The 15,879-nt window shown below is 39.7% G+C and carries 18 protein-coding genes; all 18 read right to left on the reverse strand.

Annotated features, from left to right (window positions below; genetic code table 11):
* Positions 1-24: 24 nt before the first annotated feature.
* Complete coding sequence (locus tag RCP16_RS09990; protein WP_069327364.1) at positions 25-909, reverse strand: MinD/ParA family protein; 885 nt, start codon at positions 907-909, stop codon at positions 25-27.
* Positions 906-2,249 carry a flagellar biosynthesis GTPase FlhF gene (flhF, locus tag RCP16_RS09995; protein WP_308642323.1) on the reverse strand — a complete coding sequence of 448 codons (1,344 nt, stop codon included), beginning with the start codon at positions 2,247-2,249 and terminating at the stop codon, positions 906-908. Before flhF ends, RCP16_RS09990 begins: the two co-directional genes overlap by 4 nt.
* Positions 2,246-4,279, reverse strand: a complete 2,034-nt coding sequence (flhA, locus tag RCP16_RS10000) for a flagellar biosynthesis protein FlhA (RefSeq protein ID WP_069327366.1) — start codon at positions 4,277-4,279, stop codon at positions 2,246-2,248. Before flhA ends, flhF begins: the two co-directional genes overlap by 4 nt.
* Before the next feature lie 27 nt (positions 4,280-4,306).
* The gene (gene flhB / locus RCP16_RS10005) at positions 4,307-5,395 is read right to left on the reverse strand and encodes a flagellar biosynthesis protein FlhB (protein ID WP_371748216.1); all 1,089 of its coding nucleotides are present in this window, start codon (positions 5,393-5,395) and stop codon (positions 4,307-4,309) included.
* A 25-nt stretch (positions 5,396-5,420) separates the two neighbouring features.
* A complete protein-coding gene (gene fliR / locus RCP16_RS10010; protein ID WP_069327368.1) occupies positions 5,421-6,212 on the reverse strand; it encodes a flagellar biosynthetic protein FliR in 792 nt (263 codons plus the stop codon).
* 11 nt (positions 6,213-6,223) lie between these two features.
* Positions 6,224-6,493 (reverse strand): flagellar biosynthesis protein FliQ, encoded by a 270-nt coding sequence (gene fliQ, locus RCP16_RS10015; RefSeq protein WP_069327369.1) that lies wholly within the window; start codon positions 6,491-6,493, stop codon positions 6,224-6,226.
* 37 nt (positions 6,494-6,530) lie between these two features.
* On the reverse strand, positions 6,531-7,298 hold the full coding sequence (fliP, locus tag RCP16_RS10020) for a flagellar type III secretion system pore protein FliP (protein WP_069327370.1): 768 nt from the start codon (positions 7,296-7,298) through the stop codon (positions 6,531-6,533).
* Entirely contained in the window at positions 7,295-7,825 is a 531-nt protein-coding gene (locus tag RCP16_RS10025; RefSeq protein WP_308642324.1) for a flagellar biosynthetic protein FliO, read from the reverse strand. The genes fliP and RCP16_RS10025 overlap by 4 nt, the downstream gene beginning before the upstream one ends.
* A 12-nt stretch (positions 7,826-7,837) precedes the next feature.
* Positions 7,838-8,203, reverse strand: a complete 366-nt coding sequence (locus RCP16_RS10030; RefSeq protein WP_069327372.1) for a response regulator — start codon at positions 8,201-8,203, stop codon at positions 7,838-7,840.
* A gap of 27 nt (positions 8,204-8,230) precedes the next feature.
* Positions 8,231-9,544, reverse strand: a complete 1,314-nt coding sequence (gene fliY / locus RCP16_RS10035) for a flagellar motor switch phosphatase FliY (protein WP_069327373.1) — start codon at positions 9,542-9,544, stop codon at positions 8,231-8,233.
* Positions 9,534-10,532, reverse strand: coding sequence for a flagellar motor switch protein FliM (fliM, locus tag RCP16_RS10040; RefSeq protein ID WP_069327374.1), 999 nt, complete (start codon positions 10,530-10,532; stop codon positions 9,534-9,536). The genes fliY and fliM overlap by 11 nt, the downstream gene beginning before the upstream one ends.
* Positions 10,533-10,585: 53 nt before the next feature.
* Positions 10,586-11,068: a flagellar basal body-associated FliL family protein gene (locus tag RCP16_RS10045; RefSeq protein ID WP_069327375.1), complete on the reverse strand. Its 483-nt coding sequence runs from the start codon at positions 11,066-11,068 to the stop codon at positions 10,586-10,588.
* A complete protein-coding gene (locus tag RCP16_RS10050; RefSeq protein ID WP_069327376.1) occupies positions 11,065-11,289 on the reverse strand; it encodes a flagellar FlbD family protein in 225 nt (74 codons plus the stop codon). Before RCP16_RS10050 ends, RCP16_RS10045 begins: the two co-directional genes overlap by 4 nt.
* 79 nt (positions 11,290-11,368) lie before the next feature.
* Complete coding sequence (flgG, locus tag RCP16_RS10055) at positions 11,369-12,184, reverse strand: flagellar basal body rod protein FlgG (protein WP_137222710.1); 816 nt, start codon at positions 12,182-12,184, stop codon at positions 11,369-11,371.
* Positions 12,185-12,279: 95 nt separating this feature from the next.
* Complete coding sequence (locus RCP16_RS10060) at positions 12,280-12,660, reverse strand: TIGR02530 family flagellar biosynthesis protein (RefSeq protein ID WP_137222708.1); 381 nt, start codon at positions 12,658-12,660, stop codon at positions 12,280-12,282.
* Positions 12,657-13,388 carry a flagellar hook capping FlgD N-terminal domain-containing protein gene (locus tag RCP16_RS10065; RefSeq protein ID WP_308642325.1) on the reverse strand — a complete coding sequence of 244 codons (732 nt, stop codon included), beginning with the start codon at positions 13,386-13,388 and terminating at the stop codon, positions 12,657-12,659. Before RCP16_RS10065 ends, RCP16_RS10060 begins: the two co-directional genes overlap by 4 nt.
* A gap of 20 nt (positions 13,389-13,408) precedes the next feature.
* The gene (locus RCP16_RS10070) at positions 13,409-14,866 is read right to left on the reverse strand and encodes a flagellar hook-length control protein FliK (protein ID WP_273593727.1); all 1,458 of its coding nucleotides are present in this window, start codon (positions 14,864-14,866) and stop codon (positions 13,409-13,411) included.
* Positions 14,867-14,963: 97 nt separating this feature from the next.
* Positions 14,964-15,839, reverse strand: a complete 876-nt coding sequence (locus RCP16_RS10075) for a MotE family protein (RefSeq protein ID WP_308642326.1) — start codon at positions 15,837-15,839, stop codon at positions 14,964-14,966.
* Positions 15,840-15,879: the final 40 nt, after the last annotated feature.

Here is a 15,879-nt window from a genome sequence, read left to right on the forward strand (position 1 = left end):
TCAGCACCTCTGTTCCCTACAGAATCATTTAGTACGTTTAAGCCATTTTTGCATAAATCCTTTGATTCCTGTTAAGGTTCCTTCTGGACTTGCGTTTGGTGCAACCATATAACGTTGAGCCAAATTTTGAATGTCTTTGGATGCAATACATCCAGGAGAATAGATTGAAAAAGGAACTTGTTTTTTTACGGATTGACTCACATGAGAATCATCGCTTACAAATCCCAAGAGAGGAATTTCTAAGTTCAGAAAGCGACTGGTAACCAATCTAATTTTATCTGAAGTCTGTACTGCTTCTTTTTCACTTTCAGCTCGATTCACGACTAATTTGAAAGAAACATCTTCTTCCATTCCGTGAACCACTTTGATCAATGCATACGCATCTGTAATCGAAGTTGGTTCTGGTGTCGTTACTACAATACATTCGTCAGCTGACATGATAAATTGTAGTGTTTCTTTCGACAAACCTGCTCCAGTGTCAAACAGAATATAATCCATATCTGTTGCTACTTTTTGAATCTGGTCTGTAAAGTAGATTAAATCTTTATCGGATAAAGAGAACAATGAGGTTAGCCCGGATCCACCAGCGATATAAGGTAATGATCCTGCTCCCTTTTCAATAATCTCATTGATCTGTTTCTCTCCACTAAGTAGATGAGACAAGTTAAACTTAGATCGTACACCCATCAGTACATCGATATTCGCCATTCCAATATCTGCATCAAATACCAACACTTTTCGCCCGAGCCGTTGAAGAGCAAGTGCAAAATTAAGAGTGAAATTGGATTTGCCTACTCCACCTTTACCGCTAGTGATCGTGATAAACTTCGCACTACGTGGTTCTGATTTAGGAGCCTGCACCGTTTTGGACGACATCAAATTTCTTAGTGATTGGGCTTGATCCATCATGGCAATATGTCTCCAAGCAATAGATTGGCAAGAAAGTCTGGACTTGGCATCAATAGATCGTCAGGTACATTCTGTCCATTGGTCATATAAGAGAGTCGCAATGGATATTCCTGAAGAAGATTGAACAGAGCACCATAACTTCCTGTCTCGTCTGCTTTAGTAAAAATGACTTTGTCCAATGGATACTTACTAAAATGTTCTGTGATCGTTCTCATGTCTTCTGTTTTGGAAGTAAAAGATAAAACCAGATACGTTTCACTATTTTCCAATGGAGCTAATAAGCTTTGTAATTCAGATACCAGTAATTCATTACGGTAATTACGACCCGCTGTATCCATCAAAATCAGATCACATTCAGCTAAACGTTGTAGTGAGCGCTGCAAATCTCCAGGAGATTGAACCACTTCTAAAGGTACTCCCAAAATAGAGGCATACGTTCTAAGCTGCTCTACTGCCGATATACGGTACGTATCCGAAGTAATAAGACCTACTTTACGTTTATACTTAAATAACTGTTCAGCAGCCAGCTTAGCGATTGTAGTAGTCTTCCCTACACCCGTAGGACCTGCGACATATACAATTTTGGTAGCCGGATCAATCCCACCACCGATGCGTGATTGCGTAAACTGTTCGATCTGAAACTTCATAGCTGCTTTGGCATCGACATTGGTAATTAATTCTGGAGCTGGAAATTGTCCCATGGCTTCACTTAACCATGAATCAAGCAATTCTTGATCTAATCCTTGCTTTTTAAGATGGTCTGCGATTTCAACCAATGATGTTGGTAAGGTCGCCATTTCTTTTTCACGACTTAAGTCAGCCATCATTTTTTTCATTTCACGTAATTCTTCAAACAATTTGTCTTGTTGATCCGATTGACTTGCACCATTAGATTCTGAAGCCTTATACACTGGCTGTTCAGCAACGAATGGAACATGACGTAAAGAAGATTGGGCTTGGTCTGAAATGCTTGGTTCCAGTGGAGCCGAGAATGGTGTTGAAGCTACCGAGTTACCTTCAGCTGAATCGGTTGGTTCTCCTGCTAATGCTTGTCGCATCGATTCAGCAAAAGCTTCACTTGATTTACGATAGGCGTCTGGCACTACACGTTTAGGCACCGCAGCCGGAATATTAATCTCCGGCTGTGCTTTTACTGGTTCAGCAGCTTGTTCTTTCTCTACGGCTGCAATCACTTCAATCTTCTTTTTCTGAAACATCCCTAGAAAGCCGCCTGTTTTAAGTTCTTTGGTACTTAAAATAACTGCATCGCTACCAAGATCAGTTCGAATTTTTAACATCGCATCGGGCATTGTATCAACGATATATCGTTTTACCCTCATAAGTTCACCACCCCGACACTTTGAATTTCAACGTTAGGTTCAAGTTCACTGTAAGAAAGAACTGGAATATCCTGCATCGTGCGTTCAATCACTTGACGCAGATACATGCGTATAGCTGGCGAAGTCAAAACGATCGGTTGTTGTCCCATTTGTAAAAGACGATTCACTTGCTCATTCATCTTCTGATACATCGACTGGGTCGATACCGGATCAAGTGCCAGATAACTTCCTTGTTCAGATTGCTGTACACTTTCGGCAATCTTTTTCTCCAGATTAGGTCCTACTGTAATCACACGTAGTGTTTCACCCTGGCTTGTAAATTGCTGCGTAATTTGTCGGGATAGAGCTTGACGTACATATTCAGTTAATACATCTGGATCTTTGGTATATGTTCCATAATCGGCAAGTGTCTCGAATATTGTAACCATATCCCGTATAGAAATTTTTTCTCTTAGTAATTTCACAAATACTTTTTGGATATCTCCTACTGCTAACACCGAAGGAATCAAGTCATCTACAAGCACAGGATAATTCTCGCGCAAGTTGTCAATCAATGCTCTTGTTTCTTGACGACCTAGTAGCTCATGACAATGTTTTTTGATCAGTTCAGTTAAATGTGTAGCAACAACTGAAGGTGGATCAACCACAGTGTATCCAGATAATTCAGCACGTTCTTTGGTTAATTCATCAATCCACAAAGCTGGCAAACCAAAGGCTGGTTCTAAAGTCTCTATTCCTGTAATTGAATCATCATCAAACCCAGGACTCATAGCGAGATAGTGATTTAGTAGTAATTCACCACCACCTACCACATTCCCTTTAATTTTGATGACATATTCATTTGGTTTTAATTGAATATTATCCCGAATACGGATAACAGGTACCACAAGACCTAGTTCAAGTGCGCATTGACGACGAATCATAATAATACGATCTAGTAAATCGCCACCTTGCTGTGTATCAGCCAGAGGAATCAGACCATATCCAAATTCGAATTCAATCGGATCGATCTGCAATAAGTTGATAACACTTTCAGGACTACGTACTTCTTCGATCTGTTGTTCTTCTTGTTGCTGTTCGGCTTCGACTACTTTTAAATCAAGATTAGACTGCATCTTCCGAGCAGCGAATACTAACAGAATCGCTAGAGGGAAGGTAGTTAAAAAGTGAATCGGTGTAAAAATACCTAACAGTGTAATTACGCCTGCTACGATATATAACAATTTTGGATAGGAGAATAGTTGTGCTGTAATATCGTCTGCCAAGTTACCTTCAGAAGAAGCTCTTGTAACAATTAGACCCGCAGCTGTTGAAATCAGCAATGCTGGAATCTGACTGACTAGACCATCACCAATAGTTAAAACAGAATACGTTGAAAGTGCTTCAGCGAATGGCATTCCGTGAACAGTCATCCCAATAATAAATCCACCAATTAGATTAATTAAGAGGATGATAATACTCGCAATAGCATCCCCTTTTACAAATTTACTTGCACCATCCATCGCTCCGTAGAAATCGGCTTCACGTTCGATTTTGCTACGACGTTCTCTAGCTTGATGTTCATTGATTAGACCTGCATTTAGATCCGCATCAATACTCATTTGCTTACCAGGCATAGCATCGAGCGTAAAACGTGCTCCAACCTCTGCTACCCGTTCAGAACCTTTAGTGATAACGATAAATTGTACAACGACGAGAATAAGGAAAACAACAAATCCAATAGCGATTTGTCCACCTGCAATCCAGCTACCAAATGTAGCAACAACTGAACCTGCATCCCCTTGTCCCAAAATCAATTTTGTTGTAGATATATTCAAAGCTAGCCGGAATAATGTGGTTATGAGCAACATAGCCGGGAAGATAGAAAATTCCAGTGCTTCTTTTGTATTCATTGCAATCAAAAGAATAATCATTGCCAGGGAAATATTTACAATCAGCAATACATCGAGTAGCCATGTCGGGATCGGAAGAATCATCATCATAATAATTCCTATGACACCCGCAAGCACAACCAAATCTTTAGTTTTCAATGCTATCCAGCCCTCCGATCCCCTGGTTTACTTGTTTTTACCTTTCATCTTGTACACATAAGCAAGAACTTCTGCTACCGCTTGAAAAAGATCACCCGGAATAGAATCTCCTATTTCTGATCTAGCAAACAATGCTCTTGCGAGCGGTTTGTTTTCCATCACGACAACACCATGTTGCTTGGCAAGTTCTCTTATTCGCAGGGCGACGTAATCTTGACCTTTCGCTACCACTTGTGGAGCAGCCATCTGACCATTGTCATATTTCAAAGCTACTGCAAAGTGAGTAGGGTTGGTAATAATAACGTCAGCATTGGGAACGTCCTGCATCATTCGCTGCATCGCCATACGGCGCTGTCTTTCACGAATTTTCCCTTTTATCAACGGATCCCCTTCCACCTTTTTATATTCATCTTTAATATCTTGTTTGGACATCCGTATTCCTTTATTATGCTCATATCGCTGATACATATAATCAAAGATAGCAAGTACAAGTAAAGCAACACCTACTTTTATGCCCAAGCTCATTGTTAATCCAGCCGTATAGTGAAGAATGGCTTCAACAGACATATAAGCTGTTTTGGATAATTCATGAGAAGCACCAGACAATGTCTGATAAACTAGATACCCGATGACCGAGAGTTTGAGTATTGATTTCAAAAATTCTACGACTGAACGCATAGAAGCAATATTTTTAAATCCTTTAATCGGATCAAGCTTGCTGAACTTAGGTTGTATAGGCTCTCCGACTAGCAAAAAGCCAACCTGCGCATAGTTAGCGACTAATGCAAGTACTACAACAACCCCGAATACAGGTGAAACCAACATCATAATCTGTATCGCATATTGACCAAGCATCTGCATAATATTAGCTACGGTAACATCCATCGTTAAACGATGTAGAAAAGAATCTGTGAATAGCCATTCAATTCGTTTCATAAAAAAACTGCTGAACATCATCAAAGAAAATATTCCACCTAGCAATACCGCAGAACCGGGTATATCCATACTTTTAGCTACTTGACCTTTTTTACGCGTTTCTTGCTTTTTCTGAGATGTTGCTTCTTCTGTTTTTTCTCCAGAAAATAATTGCAGATTGATCCGTAATCTGAATGCCAATTCACAACCTCCTTCCATACGAAGTTTATTGTGGTCTATTACCTACTACTTTTAACAACGATTGCATCGCTTGAAATAGTTGAGCAAAAACATGTTCGAACAGATAGCCAAAGCTTGGAGTTAACAGCATTAACATAAATAGTCCCAGAATAATCTTCACCGGCACACCGATAACAAAAATGTTAAATTGCGGTGCACTACGTGCTAGAAATCCAAGTCCTACATCTGTTAGAAACATAGCTACTACAATAGGTGCGGCCATTTGAAAAGCAATTAAAAATGAATTACTGAATGTTCGAATAAGAAATTCACTAATCGATCCATCCATCATTTTACTCATGATCTCAGAATCAATTGGAATCCAGTCATAACTATAAAGTACAGACTGAATCAAATAATGATGACCATTCATGCTCAAAAACAGCAGCATTGCTATCATGTACTTCAAATTACCAAACAATGGTGAAGATGCGCCTGTTAACGGATCAAGTACACTAGCGATACCAAAACCCGTTTGAATATCAATAAACGCACCAGCCATTTGTATAACAGCAAACATTAAATAAGCAACATAACCAAGCATCAATCCAATCATGACTTCTCTGATAACCAGTAGAACATAAATTTCTGGACTTTCTGATACGGTTACTGTTGTACTTTTGATCAAAAAAATTAAAAGGGATATAAAAAAGGCAATGCCTACTTTAAATGTGTTGGGCACTCCTTTTGATGAAAAAACGGGTGAAACTACAAAAAAAGCAATCATTCGACAAAAAACAAGCAAAAAAACAGGAAAACTTTGCTGTAACATCTCCATAAGCAATCAGCCTAACCGACATATTTGTATAAATTGTCGAGAATATTATACGTGTAATCTACTAGAACACTCAGTATCCATGGACCGAATAGCAGAAGTGCAAGCATAACAGCCACAATCTTAGGTACAAAGGCAAGCGTTTGCTCCTGAATTTGCGTAGTAGCCTGAAAAATACTGACTAACAGACCCACTACAAGTCCAAGTACAAGCATCGGTGCGCTGACTTTGAGTACTGTATACACTGCCTGTCCCGCCATACCGATGATAAACTCCGAACTCATGATTAACCTCCCTTAATTAGGAACATCTCTAACTTCGCTAATTGAAGCTGAGTAAGAGGGACTTAACGACCAAATACCATCCGTCTACAAGAACGAACAGTAAAATTTTAAACGGTAATGAGATCATAATCGGCGGTAGCATCATCATACCCATCGCCATAAGTACACTGGCGACTACAATATCAATAACTAAGAACGGTATGAAAATCATAAAGCCCATTTGAAAAGCTGTTTTCAATTCACTGATTGCGTAAGAAGGCACCATAACCGTAAGCGGAATATCTTGGATATTGCTTGGTTTTTCTGCACCAGTGTAATTGAGGAAAAGAAGTAAATCTTTTTCACGTGTATGTTTAAACATAAATTCTTTAATCGGTATTTCAGCAGCTTTCAAAGCCTCAGTCTGTGTAATACTACCTTTCAAATAAGGTTGAAGCGCTGTTTGGTTCATAGTGGATAGTACCGGCGACATTATAAAAATAGTTAAAAATAAAGCCAGCCCCACCAATACCTGGTTAGGAGGCATCTGGTTAGTCCCGAGCGAAGTCCGGACAAAGCTGAGCACAATAACAATACGGGTAAAGCTAGTCATTAAGACTAAGAATGCTGGCGCAACACTTATAACGGTAAGCAGCAACAGGATAGATAACGAGCTAGTTGCTGGTGCTGCATCTCCTGAGCCACTATCATTGCCGATCTGAATATCAATATTAGGTATCGGATCGGCAGTGGCAAATGCTGAACTTACAGATGTCAGACTAACGATAAAAAGCAGTACGAGCGTTATAATCAGCTTTTTTTTCATGAATCCCTCGACCGATCTGTAGAGTTTTCCTCCTTCATCAGCTCTTCCATCTTCTGTTTACGATTAGGAATTTGGCGAAGCTTGCTTTCAAATACTTCTTGAAAAGCTTTAGTTTCTCCTAGTTCCTCTTCTTGTACATCCGATTTTGGACGAAATCTTGCACTGATTTTGGAGATTAGTGGAGAAAGAATATTTTTCTGCTCCACTGCTTCTGTTTGAAATGAACGGATAATCAGCATAGCTTCTTCAGGATCAGAAATTTTATCCACTAATGTGATATCATCTCCAACACCTACCAAATATATGCTGCTACCAATTTCTATAACTTGTAATGATTTATTTGGCCCCATCGCTACCCCGCCGATCGTGCGTATCGCACGACGTGATAACCAGGTTTGACTTTTACGACCAAGAAATTTAAGTAGTAAAATGATAAGGGCTATAATTACAGCCAAGACGATTATAACCCAGACTATGCTTAGGAAATAATCGCCTGTTCCTCCCATTGTGGCTGTTTCACCTGACATGGGAATAATCTCCTACACGCCAAGCGTTTTGCTAATTGCTTCGATAACACGGTCAGCTTGGAAGGGTTTAACGATAAAATCTTTAGCTCCCGCTTGAATTGCATCAATAACCATTGCTTGTTGACCCATCGCAGAGCACATAATTACTTTTGCAGCTGCATCCAGCTTTTTGATTTCTTTAAGAGCAGCGATACCGTCCATTTCAGGCATTGTGATATCCATAGTAATTAAATCAGGACGCAATTCTTTAAATTTCTCGATAGCTTGTGAGCCATCTTGTGCTTCCCCCACTACTTCATATCCGTTTTTACTCAAAATGTCGCGAATCATCATTCTCATAAAAGCTGCATCGTCCACGATAAGAATTCGGTTTGCCATTGATTTAAAATCCTCCCTAAATGATCATTATTGTATTTTTTGAATGCGGTCCCATTGGCTGATGATATCCGTAACACGAACACCAAAGTTTTCATCAATAACAACAACTTCGCCTTTAGCAATCAGTTTGTTATTTACAAGGATGTCTACCGGTTCACCTGCCAATTTGTCTAGTTCAATGATTGCGCCCTGAGACAATTCGAGGATATCTTTAATTTGCTTTTGGGTCCTACCTAATTCTACGGTTACTTTGAGCGGTATGTCCATCAATAAGTTCAAATTATTTTCATCCATGTTCGTCACAGACGGTGATTGGAAGTTTGCAAACTGAACAGGTTGAACATTAACCTCTCTTCCAGCCATACCACCATAATGCTGTGGAGCCTGTGGTGGATAAGCCTGAGGCGGGTAAGCCTGTGGTGGCATCGCATACCCTGGTGGATATTGCGGATACGGTGGGTAAGGCGGATACGGCTGTTCTGGCGCTCCGTATGGAGGCTGTTGGCTATAATCCGGTTGCATACCCGGCATACCTGGTTGTGGCATATTAGGCGGTGCCATAGGTTGCTGTGGAGCCTGTTGAGGTGGTACGGCAGCCGTAGGTGCTGGTGGTGCGACTGGAACTTCTGGTTCGGCTACTGTTTCTTCAGCACCTCCATTAATTAATATATCTACCATATATTTAGCAAATTCGACTGTTAACAATTGCATAATTGTAGAATCAATCAAATCACCAATCAAAAGTCGGAATGAAATTTTGATTAAGGTCTCATCATTAGGCAACATCGTTACCCCTTGATCATTGCTTACATCAAGGATATCAATTCCTGGTGGTGAAATATTAACAAAACGGTTAAAAATAGTCGACATCGATGTTGCTGAGGAACCCATCATTTGATTCATCGCTTCTTGAACCGCACTGATATGAATCTCATTCAACTCTTCGTCTTTTGGTTCTCCTTCGCCACCTAACATCAGATCGGCGATTACTTGTGCATCTCTTTTTTGAATCACTAATGAATTTATCCCTTGAAATCCATCTACATATTCAACATGAACAGCAACATGAGGTTTAGGGAACTCATTTTCAAACTCAGGACGTGTAATAATTCCTACTTGAGGAGTTGTAATATCTACTTTTTGTCCAAGTAGTGTAGATAATGCTGTTGCTGCACTACCGAAAGTAATATTACCAATCTCACCAAGAGCATCCTGCTCCATAGGAGTCAAAAAGTCGTCCACCGTTTTGACAGACGATGACGAAGAAGTATCTTCATCGCTTGCAGATTGCTTAAGCAAAGCGTCGATTTCTTCTTGTGACAAATAATCCTTACTCGTCAAATTCTTCCACTCCTTCACTCACAATTTCATCAATCTGAATAGCTACCCGGTCTTTTACTGTTCCCGGACTGCCAATAAATTTAACTTTATTTCCTATTTTGATCGATAGTGCATCATGTACAGGCTTGTTCAGTGAAATCACATCACCTATAGATAAGCCGATAAACTCCTGAATTGATAAATTAGATTCTCCTAATTCAGCAATAACAGGCAATGTAGCACGATTCACACGATGTTGTAGAGCTTCTACTTCTTCTGGAGCAGGCTCTTTCTTCTGAGAAACGAACCAGTGATGCGCAGATAACTTCGTCATAATCGGCTCAATAACCACGTGAGGAATACATAAGTTGATCATCCCTGTCGTGTCACCGATTTTGGTACTTAGTGAGATCAAGGCTATCGTTTCATTGGGTGAGACAATCTGCATAAATTGTGGATTCGTCTCTAATGCTTCCATTCGCGGTGTAAGATCGATCACCGTTTTCCAAGCTTCTTGCAAACTATCGAATGTACGGCTAAATACTCGCTCAATAATTGTCGTCTCGATCTCTGTCAACGCGTTTATTTTAGAAGGAGCATTACCTACACCACCAAGCAAACGATCTAGCATTGCATAAGCAATATTAGGATGAACTTCCATGACCATTCGACCTTCAAGCGGTTCAGCTTCAAATATATTAAGTATCGTCATTTTAGGAATAGAACGAATAAACTCATCATACGGAAGTTGTTCTACCTGTACCACACTAATTTGAACAAAAGTACGAAGTTGAGCAGAAAAATAGGTTGTCAGATATCTGGCAAAGTTCTCGTGAATCCTTGTCAAACTTCGAATATGATCTTTAGAAAAACGGACAGCCCGTTTAAAATCATATGCTCTAACCTTTTTCTGTGTATCCTCTTTTTTCAGTTCTTCTGCATCCATCTCACCAGAAGAAAGTGCTGCTAAAAGAGCATCTATCTCATTTTGGGATAATACATCTACCATAATCTCACCCCCCTTGCTAGTTTATTTGTAATGAGGATCATCTTATTCCAAGATTAAATCGCACTTACAATAAAATTAGTGATCTCAATATCTACGACTTTACCTCCATCTTCTGGAAGAGAACTGTTAATTAATTTGAGTAACTTGTCATTTAGAGCATCTTTTCCTTTTGCTCCATTTAACGCATCAGGGTTCGTATCAGCAAGTGTTTTGATGATCAATGGTTTTACTTTCAAATCTTTGATCAATTCAAAAGCCTCTTTTGTTTTACCATCTTGAAGTTGGAAGGAGAAACTCATATTAACTACGTATGAAGGATCACCCAAGTTTGTTTTGATATCGTCTATTGTTGAAGAGACCTCGGCTATTTCAGAAGCTGTCATTTTAGATAAGGCTTCTTTTTCAGCAGCTGCTGCTGCGGCAGCACTTACGGGTTCTTTCTCTCCGAACATATTTCCCATTAAGAAATAGGCTACTACACCGATTAATCCTACTGCCAATACCCCGCTAACGAGCCAAGGTAGTAACTTTTTCATGATAATTCCTCCATATGCTGCACTTTAATAGTTCCTGTTAATGTGCCTATACTTTTGTTGTATTCGTGGATGAGTTTGTTTAATTGATCTGCTTTCTCTAAAACGATAATTCGTTTGCCTGTAGTTAATGTGACATACGTATCAGGTGTTTCTTCGATCATCTCGATTAAGAGTGAATTAAGCCACATTGGCGAACCATTTAGTCTTGTTACAGGGATCATTTTGCCCCTCCTCAAAAAATGTCCTTATACAGCAAAAGGATGAGAAGGATAATATCATCCTTCTCGAACCTTTCATTAATTATCGTTTCAAGTTAACAATTTCTTCAAGAATAGAATCAGAAGTTGTAATAATACGAGAGTTTGCTTGGAAACCACGTTGAGCGACGATCATTTCTGTAAATTCACTTGTTAAATCAACGTTAGACATTTCAAGCTGACCTGCTACGATTGCACCAGTACCTGTTTCAGCATTATTTGCTGTAGTTAGAGTAATTTCTCCATCTAAAATCGCATTTGGTGTTACACGATACAAGCTACCTCCAATTTTTTCCAAACCTTCAGGGTTAGTTACTTTAGCAACTGCTAAAGTCTGACCTGTAGCTGTTGTGCCATCTGCCAATGTGTATAATAATTGACCATTTTGCTGAATCGTAAATGAAGTTGCTTCTTCTCCAACAACTACAGGAGCGCCGTCACTATCGACCACAAAAGCTCCATCAGAAGTTACAAGGTTACGGTTAGCATCTACATGGAAGTCACCAGCACGTGTTAGATAAGGTACTTCTTGCTCTTCAGTCAATTTAACAGCGAAGAATCCATCACCATCTAGACGTAAGTCTGTAGGGTTATTTGTTGTTTGTGCACTACCTGCTAAGTGAAGAGTATCGATAGAAGATACGGATGAACCTAAACCGATCTGTTGAGCATTTACACCACCAGCTGTATCTGTAGGCGCTGAAGTTCCTTTAACCGTTTGACTCAAAATATCTTGGAACATTACGCGAGATTGTTTAAAACCTACTGTATTTACATTGGCAATATTATTACCAATAACATCTAATTTAGTTTGAAAGCCTTTCATACCTGAAATTCCTGAATATAAAGATCTTAACATTGTGTTTCCTCCTATGGATGTTCAATTAGTGGGATGAGACTGCTTCAGTCGGTCGGCTAGTCTCCTGACTTTCCAATAATGGTCCAAGTCAGCAATCAAATAATTACAGCACTGTCGATTTGAGTAAAAACGTTATCTTTCATTGATTTGCCATCCATGGCGGTAACAACGGTCCGATTGGGTACATTCACTATTAAAGCGACATTGTTTTGCATCAGAATCAGTGATTCTTTGGACCCTTTTGCAGCGGCTTTATCTATAGCCTGATTAACACTTTTTAACTGATCGGCACTAAGTTCGATTCCTCGTTGCTCTAATCGTTTAGAAGCATGATTGCTGAACTTTAGTAATTTGTTATCTAAAATATTTTGAAAGTCAGATGTTGACGTTTCATTATTTACATTTTTGGTACGTCCCAGTAGACCGGAATTGAGATTAGTCGGATATAACTGACCTACTTGGATAGGACCACTCATGATGAACCTTCTTCACTAGCCGGTGTTGGTGTATCCGTTACAGGTTCTGGTGTTGTCTGTGTTGCTCCTGTAGGTGTAGCTGCTTGTTCTCCTGAAGATTCAGTAGACGTTTCTTCAGTGGTAGGCGTAGGCACTGTTGCAGCTGGTTCAGTCGTTGTTGCCGGTGTTGTTGTTTCTACTGGTGCTGTTGGTGTCTCTGTTACGCCTGATGGTGTTGTTGGCGCCGGTGTCGGTGTAGCCGTATCAGGTTTGGCTGGTGTTGTCGTTGCATTAGCTGCTTCTACCATAGCAATAATACTAAGCGGAACAGCATTTTCTCCTACCTGCGCATATTGCACGCCAGCTTTCATAACAATCGATCCTACAACTCCGGATTGATATGTTGTTGTTTTCTCACCTGTTGCACTATCTGTTTTTTCTTCAGGCCAAGTGATTTTTTTACCGATCAATTGGGAAGAAGCTCCTAGTGAACTATCTACAGATGAACCTACAGAATCAATTTTTTTACCGATGTTGATCAACTGTTCTAATGAGGAGAACTGAGCCATCTGTCCGATAAATTCAGTGTTTTCCATTGGAGACATTGGATCCTGGTTTTTTAATTGAGCGACTAGAATCGTTAGAAACTGATCTTTACCTAACTCGCTTTTGTTTGTTTCGGCTGCTTTCTTTACATTACTTGCAGAGTAATTAGGCCACATATTGGATGTTGAAATTGCATCTGCCAATTAAATTCACCTCCGTTCGTTTATGCCTTAGCTACATAAGTGCTACCATAGTTGACTGTGCTCGATGCTGTAGCGGCTTTTGTTTCTTCACGCCATTCTTTTAACTCACCATTCAATTCAGCTGCAAGGATTGCATCATCATTCTGTTCTTCTCGTCCATTGGAACGTCGTCCAGACTGTTGTTGACCTGCACTCGAACCAAATCCTTGTCCGCCGTTATACATTTGAGATTGCAATGAAGAACTTTGTGTTACCTCTAGCTTTTCAACTTGAAGTCCTTGAGATTGAAGCGCTGAGCGTAATTGAGACATTTGTTGATCCAACATATCTTTTGCCATATGCTTTTCAGTAATAAATTGAGCTAAGACTTGACCGTTTTGTATTGTAATTTTGACATCCACTTTACCTAAGTTTTCAGGATTCAATGAAATGGTTGCTTCAGAGATATCTTTGAATTGTTGGACATCTAATTTATTAACGATAAATTTACTCATTTCATCTGGAAAGTTCTGAATATTCACAGTTGTTGTGGGTACTACAACTTTTGCATTAGGTACGGCTTCCGCACGCATTGCAAATTGTCCTACTGTCATTACAACTGGTTCAGGTTGCTCATCCGCTTGATCAGACGCAGCTCCTTGCTCACCACTAGCATCTTTTGCAGCATTTTGAATAATGCTTTGTACTGCACCTTGTTCAGCAGCTTTCTTCGTTTCATCTACTACTGTGATCTGTGCCGCTGTATTTGCTTTCGCTTCATCTTTAGGGGCTGTAATGATAGCTCCTTGATTATTTACAGAAGTTGTCACTGCATCAGGTGTTTGAGTACTCGCTTTTTGCAACATCGTTTGTAGTCCTGTAAGCAATTGTTCTAGTTCAGGATTAGCTGCTTGTGTACCATTTTTGACAGCTTGTAAAGTATCTACAATTTGTGTCACAGCATCTGCTACTGCAAATCGAAGTGTTTCTGGGTTTTTAGCCAGATTGTTCATAGCGGATTGTGCTGTATCCAAAACGTTAGAAGCTGTTACGTCTTGTGCATCTGTTCCTTCTGTTGGAGATGTTGATTCTGAAGAACCTGATAAAACTTGTTGAACTTGTGTCAACCAACCTTGTAAAGATTGAACAAGAGCAGGATCTGTTGTAATGGCTTGATCCATATCTTGAAGTTTGTCCAGTAGATCGTCTAGAAGCTTACCTACTTTCTCAACTTGTTCCCCATTTGTTCCATCACCTGTGACATCAGTAGATTGTTGTCCACCAGAAATCATCGCCTGTAGTGTTTCTAATAAAGAAGCAGCAGTACCCATAATTCCAGAAGCCGTTTCTACTAATGGATTAGTTGGTGTACCATTTACTCCCATTACCTGTACAAGAGCTTGATTAAAGCCTGGAGCCGAAGTAACATTCGTACCTGATGCTTTGGTTGCCGTCGTTGCGCCCGCATTACCTAATAAGTTTTGAAGTATCATACTCATTTATTATCACCTCCTTTAAGGAAAAGGTTAATAAGACAGACTTCCCAACTGTGACCTATATCGACACAATAGGAAATGCTTCCGACTCTATTCATCATTAGTTACCTAATAATTTATTGACAATCTGTGCAGTGCCTGTAGGATCTGTTGTAGACATTGCAGCCAAAATACTAGAACGTGTAGAATCATCCATCGTGTTCAAAATTTGAAGCACTTTAGTCTGACTCACTTTAGCTGTTTGTAATAACAATGTTGCTGCACTACTTGCTGGCATACTTGTAAATGTCTGAGCCATCGCTTCTGCATCTAATTTTGTACTAGAAGTAGACGCTGGTGTCGTCGCTACAGTAGGCGCATTCGCTGGTGTTGGTTTGGCATTTCTCAAAGCCAAAGATGTTTCTGCTGCTATTTTAGGATCCATTTTTTGCAAGATACCTGCTTGATCCGTAGCATTCATTTCATTTAAAATCAAAACCTGTTCATCTGTAGTCATGACTTGCATAATCGCTGCTGCTTTAGAAGAGCTCATCTCAGCATAGACTTTAGAAAGATTTTTGATCTGTTTTTGATATCCAGTAGGTGGAGCTGTACCCGCGGCTGCCGCAGTAGCATCCGCCAATTCTTTAGTTTTTTTCTCTTCTTCTAGTGTGTCGATAGTTGTTTGTTGTTTTGTATTTACCACATTTGCTGCATCCAATTTTTCTTTTAATGCTTTGACGGTTGCATCGTTGCTTTCAGTTTGAGTCGCACTTGCTGTTGTACTACTTTCTTTATCGGCAGAAGGCACCCAATTTTTCACTATAGGAATTTTGTCTAGTGTATTAAACATACTATTACGTAAATCTACGTTGAATAACATAACGATTACGCCTACTAATACAAGGGTAAACAGAATTGGAGTTGCAATAAAAAGGAATCTTCCCATTCCACCTGATTCCTTTTCCACTTCCATTTCTGGACTTTTCTTCGCCACGGTAAACCTCCTTGAGCCAAACATACTTAATTCTAATTAG

This window comes from Paenibacillus nuruki (genome assembly GCF_963311185.1).
GTDB lineage: Bacteria > Bacillota > Bacilli > Paenibacillales > Paenibacillaceae > Saccharibacillus > Saccharibacillus nuruki.

Excerpts from the sequence above, each read along its gene's own strand:
- RCP16_RS09990 (WP_069327364.1), bottom strand. The coding sequence starts at position 909 with ATGATGGATCAAGCCCAATCACTAAGAAATTTGATGTCGTCCAAAACG.
- flhF (WP_308642323.1), bottom strand. The coding sequence starts at position 2,249 with ATGAGGGTAAAACGATATATCGTTGATACAATGCCCGATGCGATGTTA.
- fliR (WP_069327368.1), bottom strand. The coding sequence starts at position 6,212 with ATGGAGATGTTACAGCAAAGTTTTCCTGTTTTTTTGCTTGTTTTTTGT.
- fliQ (WP_069327369.1), bottom strand. The coding sequence starts at position 6,493 with ATGAGTTCGGAGTTTATCATCGGTATGGCGGGACAGGCAGTGTATACA.
- fliP (WP_069327370.1), bottom strand. The coding sequence starts at position 7,298 with ATGAAAAAAAAGCTGATTATAACGCTCGTACTGCTTTTTATCGTTAGT.
- RCP16_RS10025 (WP_308642324.1), bottom strand. The coding sequence starts at position 7,825 with ATGTCAGGTGAAACAGCCACAATGGGAGGAACAGGCGATTATTTCCTA.
- RCP16_RS10030 (WP_069327372.1), bottom strand. The coding sequence starts at position 8,203 with ATGGCAAACCGAATTCTTATCGTGGACGATGCAGCTTTTATGAGAATG.
- fliM (WP_069327374.1), bottom strand. The coding sequence starts at position 10,532 with ATGGTAGATGTATTATCCCAAAATGAGATAGATGCTCTTTTAGCAGCA.
- RCP16_RS10045 (WP_069327375.1), bottom strand. The coding sequence starts at position 11,068 with ATGAAAAAGTTACTACCTTGGCTCGTTAGCGGGGTATTGGCAGTAGGA.
- RCP16_RS10050 (WP_069327376.1), bottom strand. The coding sequence starts at position 11,289 with ATGATCCCTGTAACAAGACTAAATGGTTCGCCAATGTGGCTTAATTCA.
- flgG (WP_137222710.1), bottom strand. The coding sequence starts at position 12,184 with ATGTTAAGATCTTTATATTCAGGAATTTCAGGTATGAAAGGCTTTCAA.
- RCP16_RS10060 (WP_137222708.1), bottom strand. The coding sequence starts at position 12,660 with ATGAGTGGTCCTATCCAAGTAGGTCAGTTATATCCGACTAATCTCAAT.
- RCP16_RS10070 (WP_273593727.1), bottom strand. The coding sequence starts at position 14,866 with ATGAGTATGATACTTCAAAACTTATTAGGTAATGCGGGCGCAACGACG.